Here is an 18,001-nt window from a genome sequence, read left to right on the forward strand (position 1 = left end):
CGCTCACCCCGAGAAGCGCCGGACGGCGGCACCCAACTCCTGGGTGCCGCCGTCCGGCGTGCGCCGCACAAGCGGCAGGACTACCCCGGCACCGTCCCGGTCACGCCCTTCTCCGCCAGCTCCGCCAATTCCTCATCGGACAATCCGAGTTCCCCGCCCAGCACCGCGGCGTTGTGCTCGCCCAGTGTCGGCGCCGCCGTGTCGATCCACGGCTCGGGGACCGAGGCCAGCCGGAACGGCAGTCCGGGGACCCGGTGTTCACCCGCGACGGGATGGACGACCCGGTTGAGGAAGCCGCGGTGTTCGAGCTGCGGGTCCGACTCGATCGCGGCCGGCGGCACCACCACGGCCGCCGGGATGCCCGCCTGCCGCAACTGGTCCGCCACGTCGCCCGCGACGCGCGAGGCGCACCAGGCGCCGACCGCCTCGTCGATCGCGTCGTGTGCCGCGCGCCGTTCCGCGAGGTCCTCGTCCCCCCGCCACGGCAGCGACGCGTCGAGGAGTTCGACCAGCGCCGCCCAGTGCGCGGTGGATTCCACCGCCACCGCCACCCACGCGTCGTCGCCCGCGCACCGGTAGACGCCCTGCGGCGCCGCGCCCAGGCCGCGGTTGCCGTCCCGCCGCATCTCGCGCCCGTCCGCCGTCCAGGCGATGAGCGATTCGGCGGCGACGTTCAGCGTGGCTTCCACCATGGTGGACTCGATCATCGTGCCGGCGCCGGTGCGGTCGCGTTCCGCAAGCGCGGCGAGCAGCGCGAAGACCGCGTGCGTGCCCGCGTTGGGGTCGCACGGGCCGCGCGGGATGAGCGGCGGGCCGTCGGCGCGTCCGGTCATCCAGGCCATGCCGGACACCTGTTCCATCGTCTGCGCGAAGCCCGTGCGGTCGCGCCACGGGCCGTCGAGGCCGAACGCGGGCATGCGCAGCAGGATCAGCCGCGGGTTGCGTGCGTGCAGGGTGGCCCAGGTCAGGCCGAGGTTGTCCATGACGCGCGGGGAGAAGTTCTCGATGACGACGTCGGCGGTCTCGGCGAGGCGCAGCACGAGGTCGTGGCCTTCGGGCGTGCCGAGGTCGAGGGTGATGCCGCGTTTCCCCGGGTTGGCGCCGAAGTAGACCATGCCCCATTCCCACCACCGGTCGTCGCCGGCGCGGCGGGCGGAGGCGAAGCGCATGCCGTCGGGGCGGCGGTGCGATTCGACCTTGACGACGTCGGCGCCGAGGGCGGCCAGGGTGAGTGTGGCGCTGGGTCCGGCCCAGAAGGCGGTGAGGTCGAGGACGCGGAGTCCGGCGAGGGGTCGCGCCGAAGGGTCGGCTGTGCCCGCCGGGGCACGCGTACCGGCGGCGACGTCCCCCTCCCCTACGTCCGGTGCGGGAGCGAAGGCTTCCCCGCGGAACTCTCCGATGCGGTAGGGCACTCGCGGCTGCGCGAATCCGCCGCGCGGGTTGGCGACGAACACGCCTCGTTCGACGAAGTGGTCGACGGAGGTGAGCGTCGTCGGTGTCCCCACGTCCGCGACCGGGATCCGCAGGGCTCCGGCGAAGGCGACGATGTCGGCGGTGCGCTGCTTGGTCGTCCAGGTCCGCACGATGTCGAGGAACTCGTCGCGGTGCCGGGCGCGTTCGCCCATGGTGGCGAAGCGGGGGTCGTCGATGAGGTCGGGGCGTTCGATCATCAGGAGGAAGTCCTGGAGTTGCTGCCCGGTGCCGAGGCAGAACCCGACCCAGCCGTCGGCGGTGGGTTCGATCGACGGGATTTCCACGGTGCGGCCGCTGGTGAGCGGGTTTCCGGCGGCGCGGAACAGCGAGGCGGCGACGGAGCCGTAGGTCTGCATGGTCGACGCCATGCTCTCCAGCATGGACACGTCGGCGTGGTCGCCGTGTCCGGTGCGGCGGGCGCGGAGCAGCGCGGCCAGGGCGGCGACGGAGGCGTAGCCGCCGCTGACCCATTCGCCGATGTGCCCGCCGGCCTGCAGCGGGGATTCGGTGGCGAGGCCGCGGCCGCCGGTGGAGCCGCATTCGGCTTGCAGGGTGAATTCGGTGGCGGGGCGTCCGGCGTGCGGGCCGGTGCGGCCGTACGGGGTGATCGAGACGACGACCAAGGCGGGGTGCGCGGCGCGGAGTCCGGCGATCTCGTCGTCGGTCAGGCGGCCGTCCTCGACGAGGATGTCGGCGGTTTCCGCGAGGCCGCGCAGGGTTTCGGCGGCGAAGACGCGGGAGGCTTTGCCGGCCGCGAGGTAGCGGAAGAGCGCGGAGTCGGTGCCGGGCGCGGCGTCGCCGTCGCGTCCGCGGCGCAGCGGGTCGCCGCCGGCGGGTTCGAGTTTGACCACGGTCGCGCCCGCGTCGCGGAGCAGCTTGGTGCAGTAGCCGCCGGGGACGCCGCAGGAGGCCTCGACCACGGTGACACCGGCAAGGGGGACGGGTGCCATCGTGCTCACTTCCCTTCGGCGATTTCGGCGGTGGGGGACTCCGGGCGGAAGTACGGCAGGACGCGTTCGCCGCCGACGCCGTGGTGGTCGACGCGGACCCGGAGCCCTTCGCGGACGGCGGCGGCGTCGATGCCGATGAGGTTGGTGAGCATGCGGTAGCCGTCGTCGAGGTCGACGATGGCGACGGCGTACGGCGCGGTGAAGGCCGGGGTGACGGGGCGGTGCACGACGGTCCAGCTGTAGACGGTGCCGAGTCCGGTGCTGACCCGCCATTCGAGGGCGCGGGAGGTGCAGCCCCGGCACAGGTCGGTCGGGGTGAAGTTGGCGGTGCCGCACTCCGTACACCGCTGATAGCGCAGCTCGCCCCCGGCGCAGCCGTCCCAGAAAGGTGCGGTGAGGGGGGTGACCGGGTTCAGGGGTATGCCTGTCTGGGGCTGGAGCACGGTCAGGGCCTTTCCTTTCCGAAGAGGGCGACCTGGTTGAACAGCGCGCCGGATCCGCCCGCGCTGGCCAGGGCGATCTCCGCTCCGGGGATCTGCGTCGAGACGCAGGTGCCGCGGACTTGCTGGACCGCGCGGATGGCCCGCTGGAGCATCTGCGGATTGGAGCCGGCGTGGCTGTACGACATGAGTCCGCCGTCGGTGGTGACGGGGTACTTGCCGTCGGGTGCGAGGTGGCCTTCGGCGGCGAACGGGCCGCCTTCGCCGGGTTCGCAGAAGCCGAATGCCTCCAGTTGGCGGATGACTTCGAAGGAGAAGGGGTCGTACAGCTCCAGCACGTCGACGTCGGTGCGGCCGATGCCGGCGGTGCGGAACGCGCGGTCGGCGGCGCGGCGGCCGACGGTGACGACGCCGGTGTCGTCGGGGCGGCGGCCGGTGAGGTCGTAGCCGGGCGGGTGCTGGTAGGCGGGGCCGTAGGAGTCGGCGGCCATGCCGAGCAGCCACGCGGGGGTGGCGGCGAGGTCGGGGACGCGGTCGGCGGTGGTGAGGACGAGCGCGCAGCCGCCTTCCGACGTGGTGGCGCAGTCGAGCAGGTGGAACGGCTCGGCGATGGGCCGCGAGGCGCGGATGTCGGCCGGGGTGAAGGGCCCGCGGCCGTAGTAGACGGCTTCCGGGTTGACGTGCCCGTTGTTGCGGATCGTGGCCGCGACGGTGGCGAGCTGGTCTTCCGTGGTGCCGTATTCGATCATGTGGCGGCGGGCGATGAGCGCGAATTCCGCGGTGGTGAACAGGCCCCAGGGGATCACGAATTCGTTTTCGGGGCGGGTCCAGGGCGCGGTGGCGGCGTGGTCGGTGTAGATGCCGGCCTCGCCGGAGGCCACGACCGCGACGTCGCACATTCCGGCGGCGACCGCGGACGCCGCTTCGGCGATCATGCCGAGGCCGTACTGGGCGCCGCGCCAGGCGGGGCCGAGGCGCAGGTCGTAGATGAGCCGGGCGGACAGGTCGGCGGCGCTGATCCCGTCGACGTCGTCGAGGGTGAGCCCCGCGTCGGCGAGTGCGCCGTGGATGGCTTCGACGGTGATGGATGCCGATGTGTGGCCTTCCAACCGTCTCGCCTGGACGGTGTTGTGCACGCCCGCGATCACCACATCGCGGTACGGATGCCCCGAGACCGCCATACCCGCGCCTCCTCTCGCCCGCCCCGTTGCGTGAGCGCGATCACCCCCGCATGACCGCCCCATTGGATGCGCGACGTGTTGCAGAGTCAAGGGGAACCGGTGTGGCGGACGGCCGCACCCCGCCCGCGAGGCCGCGCGTTTGCGCAGGTCACGGACGGGGCAAGGCGGCCGGTCGAAGTGCGGTCGGTCAGCGTCGGCCGATGCGGTCCATGAGGACGGCGCCGTCGTTGTAGACCGCGACGCCGGTGATGCCGCCTCCCGCGAGCACCGCGGTACTCGGGGTGAGCGTCACGAAGAACGGTAGGTCGGTGTCGAGGGCCTGCTGTACGGACGCGAACGCGGCGGTGCGCGCGGCCGGGTCGGTGGTGGCGCGGGCGGCGGCGAACGCCTGGTCGACGGCCGGGTTGGCGTAGCCGAGCCAGTTCTGCTTGCTCGCCGAGGTGAGGAGTTGGGCGAGGGCCGGTTCCGGGTCGTCGATCCACTGCTGGGTCAGCGTCGCCTGGTAGTCCCGCTGGATCTGCTGGCGGGGCACGAACTGGGCGGCGGCCACGGCGTCGACGCGCATGTGGACGTTGCGGAACGCGCCGAGGCGGCTCTGCAGGTACTCGGCGACCTTCGCGGTGGTCGGGTTCTGCGTGACGAGCAGGCCGAAGTCCAGCGGCTTTCCCGCGGCGGCGAGTTCGTCGAACAGCCGCTGCGCCTCGGCCTTGTCGGTGCCCGGCTGCGGGGCGAGCTGCGCGCCGCCGAGGCGGGCGCTGCTGAGGACGCCGTGCGCGACGGTGGCCTTGCCGTCGTAGATCAGCTTGTTGAGTTCGGCGGGGTCGATCGCGAGGGAAACCGCGCGGCGCGCCCGCGGGTCGTCGAACGGCGGCTTGGCGTTGTTGAACGCCAGCATCTGCCCGCCGTGCAGGTCGAGCGAAGTCGCCGCGAGGCCGTGGTCCTTGGCTTGGGCGATGATGCCCGGGTCGACGGACACGGTCAGGTCGGCCTGGCCGCCCGCGACGGCGTTCATGCCCTGCAGCAGGTCGGGCGTCGTCTTGAAGACGACCTGGTCGAGGTACGGCTTGTCCGGCCCCTGCCAGTACTTCGGGTTCCGCTTGAGCGTCTGGTGGTCGCCGCGCACCCATTCGGTGAGCATGAAGGGCCCCGCACCGACGGGCTTCGACGCGAATCCGGCCGGGTCGGCGCGCAGCGCGGTCGGGGACGCGATGTAGGTGAGGGCGGACGCGACGACGTGGTCGAAGGTGGCGTTCGGCGTCGGCGGCACGATCTTCAGCGTCAGCGGGTCGGCGACGGTCAGCGCGAGCCCGGTGGCGGCCGCGGCCTGGAGCGAGCGCACGGCCGGGTCGGCGTGCCGTTCCCACGTGTACTTGACCGCTTCGGCGTCGAACGGCGTGCCGTCGCTGAAGGCCACGTTCGGACGCAGCTTGAGGATCCAGGTCGCGCCGTTGTCCGCGCTGGTCAGGGATTCGGCGAGGTGCGGGCGGACGGCTCCGGTGGCGGCATCCGTGAGGAGCAGAGGGTCGTAGATCGCGGCGAGCCGGGACGCGTCGGCGACGTTCACCGGCGCGGCGCTGAACGGGTCGAGGGCGCGCGAGTCGACGGGCAGCAGGAAGGTGAGCGAACCGCCGCGGGCGGGTGTGCCGGACGCGCCGTCGGCGGGCGGGTGCTTGGCGGACTTGCCGCCGCCGCACGCGGTGGCCGCGAGCAGCACGGCGGCGACGGCCGCTGCGCGGCGCAGGGCGCGCGCCCGGGCCGGCCGGGTGTTCGGCCGGCCTTGCGCCCGGGCCCTCATCGCCGTGCCTCGGCGACGAGGCCGCTGTCGATGAGCATGTCACCCGCGCTGCGTATGTCGTCGCAGAAGCGGGCCCAGATGGCGCGTTCGTCGGTCATGACGCTCCTGGGTGTTCATATTTGGACACTCAATGAGTAATATGTGAATGACGTCGTGAAGCTAGGAGTGCCCTGCCGCGATGTCAATGGCCGTATCCGAGGGGGACTCCGCCGTGGAACGCTCGTCGCCGCCCACCCGCCGCGTCGCGGAACTGCTCGACGTGCTCACCGATGCGGGCGACCGGCCCTTGTCCCTGGCCGAGTTGGTGCGGCGCACGGGTATCGCGCGGGCTACCTGCCTGGGCATCGTCAACGAGCTGACGGCGTCCGGATATCTGGTGCGGAACGCGGCGGACCGGACCTACTGCCTCGGCCCCGCGCTCATCGCGGTCGGCCGCGCCGCCGAACGCACGTTCCCCGCGCTCGCCGGGCTGCGCCCGCACCTCGCGGAACTCGCCCGCGAGTTCGACGCGGTGTGCACGGTGATGGCGACGGTGGACGAGCAGTACATCGCGGTCCTCGCCGCCGTCGACCCGGTGCGCCGCTTCGACCCGGCCGTCCGCGACGGCCAGCGCTGGGACTACGCGCCGCCCGCCGGAATCGTGCACGCCGCGTGGGACACCGACGACGCCGTGGAACGCTGGCTCGCCCGGCCCGGCCTCCCCGGCATCGGCTTCGACCCCGCCCACCTGCGCGCCGCCGTCGCCGCGTGCCGGGCCCGCGGCTACTTCATCGAACGACTCACCCGCGTCTACACCCTGCTCGACGGCCTCAGCGGCGAGGAGATGTCGCCGCGCGCCCGCGGCGTCGTCGAGAGCGTCGCCGCCACGATGGGCGAACGCGACTTCCTCGTCGACGGACTGCGGGACGGCGAGACCTACGACATCGGCGTCGTCTCGGTACCCGTCTACGGCCCGGACGGCCGCCCGCGCCTGGAGATCAGCCTGCGGCTCATGCGAACCGGCATGACCCCCGCCGCGATCGAGGCCTGTGCCGACCGGCTGCGCGGCGTCGCCGCCCAGGCCACCGCCGCGACCGGCGGCCGCGACCCGTGGTCCGCTACCCGTCCGCGGTGAACCGGATCTCGCGCAGCGCCCCGGCCGCGGGACGGTCGATCACCACGGCCGACCGCCAGCCCGCGGGCGGCGCGTCGGAAGCCGACAGGCCGTCCAACGCCCGCGCGGCGACCGCCCGGTGCCGGGCGAACTCGCGTGCGGACACCGCCCGGCCCCGGGCCTGCTGCCCGGCCCGCGCGGTCGCCGGATCCACGTCGAGGATCAGCAAGTGCACGGCCCTCCCCTGCCGGTGCGCGGCCCGGGTCAGCCAGCCGCGCACGAACGGCACCGTCCCGCAGTCGTGCACGACCACCGGCCCGCCGCGGCGCAGGGCGGCGCCGAGCCGCCAGTAGTGGGTGAGCCGCACGAACGGCCTGAACAATCGATACGGCACGCTCTCCGGCAGCCGTGCCTGGTACGACTCCCGCACGTGCTGCGAATCGATCAACCGCGCGTGCGCCGCACACCGGGCCATGAGCGTGCTCTTGCCGGCCCCGGGCAACCCGGACACGACGAGCAGGTCGGCGGGACCGTAGTGGAGGGCGTCGGGCCGAGGGCCGCGACGCAGGTCGTGCAGACCCCCGGGCCGGAGCGCGGGCGCGAGGGCGGGTTGGTCGAACCTCGGTGCGGCGGACGGGGGGCCGGGCGGGACCGGCACCGGCGGGAGGCCCGCGGCGCCCGGCGCGGACTGCCCCGGTGCGGTCTGCTCGGCGGGCCTGCCGCGCCGCTCGCCCGCCGCTTTCGGCGGCACTTCGGCCACGGACGCCAAATGTCTTGGCACAGAGCCGTCTTCGGGCATGGCGCGTACGCCGACCGCCCCCGGGCCGGTTCTCGGAGCCGCCGCTCCCACCCCCTCGTTCCTCGTCGCCGCCGCCCGGTCCACGCGGCGCCCCCGTACGTCCCTTCGAAATCATCTCCAGCCCGACGGGACGGCACACGGGCGGGTCGTGGTGTGCAACGACACCCCTGCGGAAAACGGACGCTTCCGGGGCGGAGGCGGTTTCCCAGGACGGCCGCGACACGACCGGCAAGGCCGGCGCCGCAAAGCCACGACGCGCGGCGGACTGCCCCCCCCTGCGCTCCCCGAACCCCCGCCGCCTCTCTTCCTCTCTCAGCAAATCCTCAGCACCCCTCCGCCACGCTTCCTACGAGCCGGGCCCGTGTCCTCCGACCGCGTGCCCCGGCGGACGGCCGTCGCCGGGAGGCGACCCGAATCGTTGGAGGGGTCGTGACCGATCTCGCATTCTCCGGTGCCGACGTGGACGGCGGTCTCTACACCCGCGTCACCGACCTCGCCGCGCACGCCCCCGGGTTCCTCGACAGACTCGTCGCCGACTGGACCGACTACGGCCTCGCCGTCTTCGCCGTCCTCATGCTCGGCGCCTGGTGGTACGCCCGCGGCCAGAGCACCAACCGCATGGCGCAGGCCCTCCTCGCCCCCGTCGTCGTCGTGCTGGTCTACGTCGTCAACGACGTGATCAAGGGCCTCGTCCAGGAGCAGCGCCCCTGCCAGACCCTCCCCGGCTCCTACACGATCGAGGCCTGCCCGGGCGCCGGCGACTGGTCGTTCCCCAGCAACCACTCCGTCATCGCGGCCGCGGCGGCAACCGCGGTCTTCCTGGTCCACCGCGCGCTCGGCTGGGTGGCCGCCGTCGCCGCGCTGGCGATGGCCGCGTCGCGGGTGTGGGTCGGCGTCCACTACCCGCACGACGTACTGGTCGCCCTGCTCCTCGGCGTCGCCGTCGCGTGGCCGCTGACCGTCGCCGCCGGGCACGCCGCCCCCGCCGTCGAACGCCTGCGGGCGTCGCGCTGGCGGGTCGCGGTGGCGCGCCGCTAGCGGCCGGGCCCGCGCTTCCGGCACGGCGGTGATCATGCGTCCTAGGCTGGCCCGCATGCGGGCTTGGGTGCGGCAGCGGGCCGGGGCGCGGGTGCGGGCCGCTTTGGCCGCCGCCCTCGTGGTCGCCGTCGTGCTCGGCGTCGGCGCGGTGGGGTTCGTGTTCCTCTACCACCGCCAGCTCGTCCGCACCGTCGACGGCGCCGCGACCCAGCGCGCGCAGGCGGTCGCCCGGGAGATCGACAAGACGGGCGTGCCCACCGGCGTCCTGCCGACCGAGCGCGGCGAGCCGATGGCCGTCCAGGTGGTCGACCCCGCGGGCGACGTCGTCGCCTGGTCCGCCTCGCTCGCGGGGCTGCCGCCGATCTCGCCGGACCGCCCCGGCGACGGCCGCATCCGGCACGAGGACCGGCACCCGGCCGGCGCCGGCGGCGTGGAGTACCGGATCGCCGCCCTCGGCGTCGACACGCCGCAGGGCACCTACACGGTCCTCGCCGCGGAATCCCTGGACCCGATCGACGACAGCGTCGAGGACGCCGCCGCCCTGCTGGTCATCGGCTACCCGGTGCTCGTCCTGCTGGTCGCCGGTGCCACCTACGTCTTCGTCGGCCGCGCCCTCGCCCCCGTCGAGGCGATCCGCCGCAAGGTCTCCGGCATCACCGCGTCACGGCTCGGCGAACGCGTCCCGGTGCCCGAAGCCCGCGACGAGATCGCCCGCCTCGCCGAGACCATGAACACCATGCTCGACCGGGTGGAAACCCAAGTCGACGCCCAGCACCGGTTCGTCGCGGACGCCGGACACGAACTCCGCAGCCCCCTGGCCACCCTCCGGTCGGGCCTGGAGATCCTCGGCTCCCGGCCGCTCCCCGACCGGGACCGCGACATGGTCGCCATGCTGCACGCGGAAAGCCTCCGCCTCGGCGGACTCGTCGACGAACTCCTCCTCCTCGCCCGCGCCGACGAGCACGAACTGCGGCTCGCCGACACCGACGTCGACCTCGACGACCTCGCCGCCGCGGAACGCGACCGGCTCACCGCCCAGCACCCGGAACTCGCCGTCGACGTCGTCCTCACCCCGCTGCGGGTCCGCGGCGACCCCGGCGCCCTCACCCGCGTGCTGCGCAATCTGGCCGACAACGCCGCCGCGCACGCCGCCTCCCGGGTCCGCATCGCCCTGTCCGCCGCGGGCGGCCGCGCGGTCGTCGAGGTCGGCGACGACGGCCCGGGCATCCCGGAAGCCGAACGCGACCGGGTGTTCGACCGGTTCGTCCGCCTCGACGCCAGCCGGGGGCGCACCACCGGCGGGTCCGGCCTCGGCCTGGCGATCGTCCGCGAACTCGTCGCCGCGCACGGCGGCACCGTGCGCGCCGAAGCCGCGCCGTCGGGCGGCGCGCTGTTCCGGGTCGAACTCCCGCTCGCGGACTGAGGGAGCCTGCGCCGGACTCAGCCGTCGACCAGCCGGTACCCCGCCCCGCGCACCGTCTCGATCGTCGTGCGGCCGTACGGCTGGTCGATTTTGCGCCGCAGGTAGCCGACGTAGACCTCGACCACGTTCGCGGGGCCGTCGTAGTGCGCGTCCCACACGTTCTCGAGGATCTCGGTCTTCGACACCACGTCCCCCGCATGCCGCATCAGGAACTCCAGCAGCGCGAACTCGCGCGGCGTCAGCGCGATCTCGGTGCTCCCGCGCGCGACCTTGCGGCGTGCCGGGTCCAGCGTCAGGTCGCCGACCGCGAGCACCGGGGGCCGCACCGCACCGCCGCGCCGGATCAGGGCGCGCAGCCGGGCGAGCAGGACCACGAAGGAGAACGGCTTGGTCAGGTAGTCGTCGGCGCCCAGGTCGAGCGCGTCGGCGAGGTCGTACTCGCCGTCCTTGGCCGTCAGCATGAGCACGGGAGTCCACACGCCGGCCTCGCGGAGCTTCGCGCAGACCCGGTAGCCGTCCATGCCGGGCAGCATGATGTCCAGCACGACGACGTCGTATGTGCGTTCGGTGGCGGCCCACAGCCCCTCCGGGCCGGTGTGCTCGACGTCGACGTTGAAGCCCGCGTCGACGAGGCCCTGGCGGACCATTTCGGCCAACCGGACTTCGTCCTCGACCAGCAGCACCCGCACCGTGCCCTCTTTTCCGCCGTGGTTCCTCGTACTGTCACACCGCGAGCGGCCGTGCCGCACCGTGTTCTCCCAGGATGCTCGACCGCGCTCGTTTTCGGTCGCAGGGGGCGCCGATGCAGGGAAACCCGGTCGCGCATCCCACGAGGTCGACCGGATCCTTTCGGTCCGCGTCGACGATTGCCCGCCGCGTGTCCGTTCCCGGCCGGGGCCGCGACCGGAAGGCGGCGTCCGCACATGCCCATCCGACCGGTGCGTCGTGCAATCCTCACAATCAATGAGGACTTCTGTGTTAAGGCGGGCACATCGGGTGACCTTCATAGGCCAGGATGGGAACTGCAAACGCGCCCGGCCGGCCGCCATCGACCGGCGCGTGCACCCTCGTGGGGAAGGTGCCGTCATGGCAGAAGCGAACGGAGCACGGGGATCGGGAGCCCCGCGGCCGCCGGAACCACCGGCGGACGGACCACCCGAGTCACGCCCGGAAGGGGCGCTCGTCCGGCACGCCGGGAGCGCGCACCGGCTGGACGTGCGCGGCGTGGCGCCCGTCGACGTGTCCGGCTGGGATGGCTCGGAACCACTCCTGACCCGGCCGCCGTTACTCGAGCGCGAAGGCGAACGCGCTCTCGTGCGCACGCTGGTCGAGGAACTGTGCCGGCACGCCCGGCCCCGGCCGCGCGCCCCGTCCCGGGCGGCCGCGGCCGCCGCTGCCGCAGCCGTGGAGGCGGCCGTGCCGCGGCAGCACCCCGGCGAGGACGCACAGTCCGGCGAGCGGTGCGGGCAGCTCCTGATCGTCGAAGGCCTGGCCGGCTACGGCAAAACCGTGCTGCTGAACGAGGTCCGCCGCATATCGGTCGAGAACAACTGCATGGTGCTCTCCGCCATCGGCGCCGAGCGCGAAATGACCCGGTCGTTCTCCGTCGTCCGCCAGTTGTTCTACAACCTGCTGCGCACCTACGCCCCCGAAGCACGCGCCGAACTCCTCGGCGGCTGGTTCGACATCATCGCCCCCGCGATCGGCCTCACCCCCGCCGGCGACGGCCAGAACCCGAACCCGCTCGGCGTCCGCGACTCGCTCGACTACCTGATGGGCGGCCTCACCCAGGAACGCGGCCCGATCGTCCTCATCATCGACGACGTGCAGTGGGCGGACCTGCAATCGCTCGGCTGGCTGGTCGAATTCGCCCGCAACAACCTCGCCGACCTCCCGGTGCTCGTCGTGGTCGCCCGCCGGACCGAGGAGCAGACCGACGCCGACGAACTGCTCAGCGACCTGGGCGCGGTGGAAGAGGTCCTGCGTCTGACCGTCGGCACGCTGTCGCCGGACGCGGTCGGCCAGATCGTCGAGCAGGCGCTCGGCCGCGCCGACCCGCAGTTCAAGGCGCGCTGCCACGAAGTCACCGCGGGCAGCCCGTACGTGCTGTGGGCGATGCTCGGCGAGGTCAAACGCCGCGGACTCGCGCCGACGACCGCCAACATGGCGCCGCTGTCCAACATCGCCGCCGGGCAGATCGGCCCCAAGCTCGCGCGCCGCCTGGAGAGCATGGGCGACTCCACGATGCCGGTGGCCCGCGCGATCGCCGTGCTCGGCACCGACGCCACGATCGCCCGGGTCAGCCAGCTGGCCGAGGTCGACGGCGACAAGGTCAGCCTGATCGCCGACCGGCTGCGGCACCGCGCCATCCTGGCCGACCAGGACACCCTGGCCTTCGTGCACCCGCTGGTCGCCAAAGCCGTCTACGACTGGATCGACCACGGCGCACGCGGCACCCTGCACGCCCGCGCCGCCCGGCTCCTCGTCCAGGACGGCCTCGACGCCCGGTTCGCCGCCCTCCACCTGCTCATGACGGAACGCTGCGGCGACCCGTGGGTCGTCGACCAACTGCGCAACGCCGCCGAGCAGGAGAAGCGCGCCGGTGCCCCGGACGCGGCCGTGCGCTGCCTCAAGCGCGCCCTCGCCGAACCCCCGTCGGCCGAACACCGCGCCGCGGTGCGCTTCGAGCTGGGCCGGGCCGCGTTCGTGAAGGGCGACCTGCCGGACTCGATAGAGCACCTGCGCGGCGCCCTCGCCGACGACGCGGGCGACCGGGTGCTCCGCGAGCAGATCGTGTTGCTGCTGTCCCGCGCGCTCGGCTACACCGACCAGATCGAAGAGGCCGTCGAACTCCTCGACAGCGAGGCCTCCGCCGCGCACGCGTCCAGCACCAAACTGCGGCTGCAGGCCGAGCACTTCCTGTGGGCGGTGTTCTGGACCGGCGACCCCGACTACTCCAAGCGCGCCCGCCGCCTGCGCAACCTGGTCGTGCGCATGAACGGCGCCAACCGCACCGAACGCAGCCTGCTGGCCTTGCGCGCCTGGTACGGCGTCGTGCGCGGCGACCCGATGGTGCAGGTGCTGGCCAGCGCCGACCAGGCCTACGGGCCCGGCCTGACCTGGACCGACGAGGACTGGGGCTTCGAAATCCCGAGCCTCCTCGCGCTGGTCTACATGTACTGCGACCGCAACGACCGCGCCGAACAGCTCTTCAGCGACGGCATCGACGAACTGCGCGCGCACGGCTGGCAGGGCCACCACATGGCCTACGCCTATTCGATGCGCGGGTTCGTCCGCTACCGCCAAGGCAAGCTCCAGCTCGCCGAGGAAGACTGCCGGCACGGCCTGCGCCTCGCCCTCCGCCTGGGCCCGGACGCGCCCGCACGCTGGTACTCGCTCGGTCCGCTGATCGAAGTCCTCATCGCGCAAGGCCGCGCCCGCGAAGCCCAGATACTCGCCGAGCAGTTCGCCTTCCGCGAGCCGTTCCCGAGCGCGGTCGTGTTCCCCGACCCGCAGGCCGTGCACGGCGAACTCCGCCTCGCGCTCGGCCGCGAGCACGACGCCGCCGCGGACTTCACCGAGGCCGGGTACAAGCTCGAGAGGCGCGGCGTGGACAACCCGGCGTGGTGCGCTTGGCGGGTCAACCTGGCCAAGGCGCTGACCAGCACCGACCCGGAAAAGGCGTACGAGCACGCATGCGAGGCGCTGCGCCGCGCGTACCGGTTCGGCGCGCCGTCGGCGATGGGCCAGGCACTGCGGGTCGCCGGACGGCTGGAAGGCGGTCCGAACGGGCTGGCGAAGATCGAGGACGCCGCGATGTGGCTCGAACACTCGGATTCCCGCTACGAGTACGCGGTCTCGCTGATCGAGTACGGCATGGCGCTGCGCCGCGAGCTGGGCGACCGGGACGCCGCCGACGCGTTGTTCGAAGGGCTGACCGTAGCCGTGGAATGCGGCGCCGACCGGTTGGCGAACGCGGCCCGGGAGGTGCTCGTCGACATGGGCGAACTGGTGCCCGCGTCGCACGCCGGGCTGGAAGGCGGGGGCGCGGAGGGGATGCGGTGACGGCCGCGGCAGCCGCCGCGTACGATCCCGCCGCCGAGCCTCTGCTGGAACGCGTACGCGAACTCGCGGTCGTGCACGGCCTGATCCACGACCTTCGTGGTGCCGGGGCGGATGGCGCGGCTTTCGGACCGGGCGCGGCGCACGGCGGTCTTCTGCTCTTCGAGGGGACCGCGGGTATAGGCAAGACGTCGCTGGTGGATGCGACGCGCCGGATGGCGGCCGCGTGCGGCTGCCCGGTGCTGTACGCGAAGGGCGGGGAACGCGAGCAGGGCCGGGCGTTCCATGTGGTGCGGCAGTTGTTCCGCCCGCTGCTCGTCGCGGCGGACGACCGTGAGCGGCACGAACTCCTCGGCGCCTGGTGGGACATGGTCTCCCCCGCGCTGGGTCTGGCGCCGGTGGTCCCGGCGGTGCCCGCGGTTCCGGAGCCGCAGGGGGTGCGGGACGCGCTCGACTGGCTGATGGCCGGTCTCGGTCAGCGGCACGGGCCGATGGCGGTGCTGGTGGACGACGCGCACTGGGCCGACCGCGAGTCGCTGGCGTGGCTGGAGTCGTACGCGCGCACGTCGGACGCCGCGCCGGTGCTGATCGTGGTCACCCGGCGGCCCGAGGAGCCGACGCCCAACGCCGATCTGCTCGACGACCTCGCGAGCCTTCCTGCGGCGCGGCGGCTGGACTTGTCGCCGCTGTCGCCGGACGCGGTGGCCGCGCTGGTGCGCGACCGGCTGGGGGCGGGCGCGGACGACGAGTTCTGCCGGGCCTGCCACGCGGTGACGGACGGGATCCCCTACGTCGTCGGCCAACTGGTGGGCGAGGTCGCCGACCTCGACCTGCGGCCGACCGCGGCGAACGCCCGCAAGCTGGCCGGGCTGGCCGCGGCCATCGTCGGCCGCGGCATGATCGCCCGGCTGGAACGCGCGGGCATCGAAGCGGTCCGCCTGGCGCGTGCGGTCGCGGTGCTCGGCACGGACGCCACCCTCGGCCGCGCCGCCGCCCTCGCCGGGCTGGACACGGACGCGGCCGTGGCGCCGGCCGACAAGCTGCGCGCCGTCCGGGTGTTCGGGGAGACCGATCACCTCGACTTCGCGCATCCGACAATCGCCACCGAGGTCTACCGGCGGATCCCGGCGCAGGCCCGCGGCGCGCTGCACGCGCGTGCGGCGCGGCTGCTGATCGCGGACGGGCACGAGGAAGCCCAGGCGTCCACACACCTGCGCGCCACCTATCCGTCGGGCGATCCGTGGCTGGTCGCGCGGCTGCGGGCCGCGGCAGGGCAGGACCTGCGGGCGGGCGCGCCGGATGCCGCATACCGGAACCTGCTGCGGGCACTGAACGAGCCGCCGTTCGGCGAGGAACGCACGGCGGTGCTGTACGAATTGGGGCTGGCCGCGTTCCTGCACGACCCGCGTGCGGCGATCGAGCACCTTTATTCGGCGCTCGCCGTCGCCCACCCGGACCAGGAACTGCGGCAGCCGATAGTGATCCGGTTGGCGAAGGCCCTGGCGCACGACGACCGGATGCCCGAAGCGGTGCAGCTGGTGGATGCCGAGGCGCGGGCGACGAAGCTGTCCCGGTCGCGGCTGCGGCTGCAGGCCGAGCATTTCCTGTGGGCGTTGTTCTGGGTCGACGACAACGACGGGCACATGCGGGCCCGGCGGCTGCGGTCGCTCGCGGGGCGGCTGGCGGGCGCGGACACGACGGAGCGGTGCCTGCTGGGGCTGCGGTCCTACTACGGGGTGGTGCGCGGCGATCCCGCGGTGCAGGTGCGGGCGTATGCGGAACGCGCGATGGTGCCGCCGCTGAGCTGGGTCGACGAGGACTGGGGCTTCGAGATCCCGATCCTGACCGCGCTCACGTTCATGTACTGCGACCAGCCGGACCGTGCCGAAGCGCTGTTCCTCGACGGGATCGCCGCGTTGGAGGCGCGCGGCTGGCGCGGCACCCATCTGGCGTTCGCCCACGCCCTGCTCGGCCACATCCACTACCGGCAGGGGCGGCTCACGGAGGCCGAGACCGCGGTACGGCTCGGCCTGGAGTACGCGGAACGGCTGGGGCCCGACGCCCCGGCCCGCTGGTACGCCATCGGCACCCTCATCCAGGTCCTCATCGCCCGCGGGCGTCTCGACGAGGCCGAGGAACTCGCCGAGCGCCACCGGTTCGGCGAGCCGTTCCCGCAGGCCGTGGTCTTCCCGGTACCGCAGACGGTGCGCGGCGAACTGCGGCTCGCCCGGCGGCAGTACGCGGCCGCGGCGGCGGACTTCGCGGAGGCCGGGCAGCGCCTGGACGCGCGCGGCGTCGGCAACCCGGGGTGGTGCCCGTGGCGGCCCAACCTGGCGCTCGCCCTGGCCGCGGACGATCCGAGCGGTGCCCGGCGGGCGGCGAACCGCGCGGTGGGGCAGGCCTACGTGTTCGGCGCACCCGCCACGCTCGGCACCACCCTGCGGGTCGCCGGCCAGATCGTCGGCGGCGCGGAGGGCCTGGCCAAGCTCGGCGAGTCGGTGCGCTGGCTGTCGGAGTCGCCGTCCCGCTACGAGTTCGCGCTGTCGCTCGTCGAGTACGGCGCCGCGCTGCGCCGCGCCAAGCACATCGCGGAGGCACGGATCCGGCTCGCCGAAGGCCTCGACGTGGCCACCCGCTGCGGCGCCGACGCGCTGGCCGCCCGGGCCCGCGCCGAACTCGTCGCGGCGGGCGGGCGGCCGCGGCGCGCGTACCGGACCGGCGTCGAAGCCCTGACGGCGCGCGAACGCCAGACCGCGGAACTCGTCGTCCGCGGCCTGTCCAACACGGCGATCGCCGGGGAACTCGCGGTCCGGCTCGGCACCGTGCAGAAGCACCTGACGGCGATCTACGCCAAGCTCGGCACCGACCGGGACGGGCTTGCCGCGTACTTCAGGGAGTCCTGGGCTCCGGGTCCTGGCGCAGGAGAACCGCCCGCGTATACATGACCGGGCAGTACGTGATCACCGAGTCGCGCAGCCGCAGGACGAGGGCGCCCGCGGCGTTGTGCACGGTGAGCCGGCTGTGGCCGTAGCCCTCGACGGTGACGACGCCGGTGCCGCGGGCGAAGTCCAGGCGGCCGTAGGCGTAGCCGAGGAGGACGTGGGAGCGGCGGTAGCGGAACCGGGTGACGTCCGACGGATCGTCGTCGGGCTTCGCGTCGATCATGTAGGTGGTGTGCGAGCCGCGGAACCGGCCGTCGGAGGCGAGCTGCACGTCGAGGAAGAAGTCGCGCAGGTCGAACCCGTCGTGGCCGGCGAGCCCGGGCACCACCGAGTCCTCGGAGGCCCACCGGGCGCCCGCTCCGCGGGGCAGGGCGCCGAGCCGCGGCGGGGTGCGGGAGGTGAGCATCGGGGGACGCTCCTTCGTCTGGTCGATCGGCCGGTCGGGGGACGTGCGTGCCGGTGGCCTCGCGGGGCTGCCCTGCCGGGAAGCCCGCGCGGCGGCGCGGGCAGCCCGGGCGGCCGCCGCCACGAGCCGCCGACCGCGCCGCGCCACCGCGCGATCCGGGGCGCCACGGCCCTTGCGGACCTGCCGATCGGCCCCGCCACCCCGGCGGAGCCGACCGACCCACCCCCCGCGCGGCCGCCCGGCCTCCCCCAGAAGCCGAGCCGCCGACGCCGAGCGTGCGGGCGCTCGTGCTACTCAGCGTGCCGGAGGGGTGGACGCAGCGCAGTGGAGGACCCCCTCTACTCTTTGGGGCGTCCTGTTGGGGGCGTTCCGCGACGTGGCCGCGGCGGGCTCCCCGGT

Annotated in this window: 12 protein-coding genes; 5 read left to right on the forward strand and 7 right to left on the reverse strand. The window is 73.8% G+C overall.

The window, feature by feature from the left end; translation table 11 throughout:
* Positions 1 to 80: 80 nt before the first annotated feature.
* From ACPA54_RS37750 to ACPA54_RS37765, 4 genes are all read right to left on the reverse strand, one after another.
* The gene (locus tag ACPA54_RS37750; protein ID WP_423536895.1) at positions 81 to 2,423 is read right to left on the reverse strand and encodes a CaiB/BaiF CoA-transferase family protein; all 2,343 of its coding nucleotides are present in this window, start codon (positions 2,421 to 2,423) and stop codon (positions 81 to 83) included.
* A 5-nt stretch (positions 2,424 to 2,428) separates the two neighbouring features.
* Entirely contained in the window at positions 2,429 to 2,866 is a 438-nt protein-coding gene (locus ACPA54_RS37755; protein WP_423536897.1) for a Zn-ribbon domain-containing OB-fold protein, read from the reverse strand.
* 2 nt (positions 2,867 to 2,868) lie between these two features.
* Complete coding sequence (locus tag ACPA54_RS37760; RefSeq protein ID WP_423536899.1) at positions 2,869 to 4,044, reverse strand: thiolase family protein; 1,176 nt, start codon at positions 4,042 to 4,044, stop codon at positions 2,869 to 2,871.
* 187 nt (positions 4,045 to 4,231) lie between these two features.
* The gene (locus ACPA54_RS37765; protein WP_423536900.1) at positions 4,232 to 5,839 is read right to left on the reverse strand and encodes an ABC transporter substrate-binding protein; all 1,608 of its coding nucleotides are present in this window, start codon (positions 5,837 to 5,839) and stop codon (positions 4,232 to 4,234) included.
* A 178-nt stretch (positions 5,840 to 6,017) separates the two neighbouring features.
* Between ACPA54_RS37765 and ACPA54_RS37770 the strand changes: the two genes are divergently transcribed.
* Positions 6,018 to 6,953, forward strand: coding sequence for an IclR family transcriptional regulator (locus ACPA54_RS37770; RefSeq protein ID WP_423536902.1), 936 nt, complete (start codon positions 6,018 to 6,020; stop codon positions 6,951 to 6,953).
* Here the strand turns inward: ACPA54_RS37770 and ACPA54_RS37775 are convergent.
* Positions 6,937 to 7,692: a P-loop nucleotide/nucleoside kinase family protein gene (locus ACPA54_RS37775; protein ID WP_423536903.1), complete on the reverse strand. Its 756-nt coding sequence runs from the start codon at positions 7,690 to 7,692 to the stop codon at positions 6,937 to 6,939. The two genes, ACPA54_RS37770 and ACPA54_RS37775, sit on opposite strands and share 17 nt — an antisense overlap.
* Positions 7,693 to 8,160: 468 nt before the next feature.
* Here ACPA54_RS37775 and ACPA54_RS37780 point away from each other — a divergent pair, with 468 nt between their 5' ends.
* Together ACPA54_RS37780 and ACPA54_RS37785 are read left to right on the forward strand one after the other, a co-directional pair.
* Positions 8,161 to 8,769, forward strand: coding sequence for a phosphatase PAP2 family protein (locus ACPA54_RS37780; protein ID WP_423536905.1), 609 nt, complete (start codon positions 8,161 to 8,163; stop codon positions 8,767 to 8,769).
* A 55-nt stretch (positions 8,770 to 8,824) separates the two neighbouring features.
* The gene (locus ACPA54_RS37785) at positions 8,825 to 10,192 is read left to right on the forward strand and encodes a sensor histidine kinase (RefSeq protein WP_423536907.1); all 1,368 of its coding nucleotides are present in this window, start codon (positions 8,825 to 8,827) and stop codon (positions 10,190 to 10,192) included.
* Positions 10,193 to 10,209: 17 nt separating this feature from the next.
* Here ACPA54_RS37785 and ACPA54_RS37790 read toward each other — a convergent pair whose 3' ends face one another.
* Positions 10,210 to 10,881 carry a response regulator transcription factor gene (locus tag ACPA54_RS37790; protein ID WP_423536909.1) on the reverse strand — a complete coding sequence of 224 codons (672 nt, stop codon included), beginning with the start codon at positions 10,879 to 10,881 and terminating at the stop codon, positions 10,210 to 10,212.
* A gap of 397 nt (positions 10,882 to 11,278) precedes the next feature.
* Here ACPA54_RS37790 and ACPA54_RS37795 point away from each other — a divergent pair, with 397 nt between their 5' ends.
* Together ACPA54_RS37795 and ACPA54_RS37800 are read left to right on the forward strand one after the other, a co-directional pair.
* The gene (locus tag ACPA54_RS37795) at positions 11,279 to 14,257 is read left to right on the forward strand and encodes an ATP-binding protein (RefSeq protein ID WP_423536911.1); all 2,979 of its coding nucleotides are present in this window, start codon (positions 11,279 to 11,281) and stop codon (positions 14,255 to 14,257) included.
* Positions 14,254 to 17,199, forward strand: a complete 2,946-nt coding sequence (locus ACPA54_RS37800; RefSeq protein ID WP_423536913.1) for an ATP-binding protein — start codon at positions 14,254 to 14,256, stop codon at positions 17,197 to 17,199. The genes ACPA54_RS37795 and ACPA54_RS37800 overlap by 4 nt, the downstream gene beginning before the upstream one ends.
* Here the strand turns inward: ACPA54_RS37800 and ACPA54_RS37805 are convergent.
* The gene (locus ACPA54_RS37805) at positions 17,144 to 17,602 is read right to left on the reverse strand and encodes a hypothetical protein (protein ID WP_423536915.1); all 459 of its coding nucleotides are present in this window, start codon (positions 17,600 to 17,602) and stop codon (positions 17,144 to 17,146) included. The two genes, ACPA54_RS37800 and ACPA54_RS37805, sit on opposite strands and share 56 nt — an antisense overlap.
* Between the last annotated feature and the right edge of the window lie 399 nt (positions 17,603 to 18,001).

The sequence above is a fragment of the Uniformispora flossi genome, from assembly GCF_049534875.1.
GTDB classification, from domain to species: Bacteria; Actinomycetota; Actinomycetes; order Streptomycetales; family Streptomycetaceae; genus Yinghuangia; species Yinghuangia aomiensis.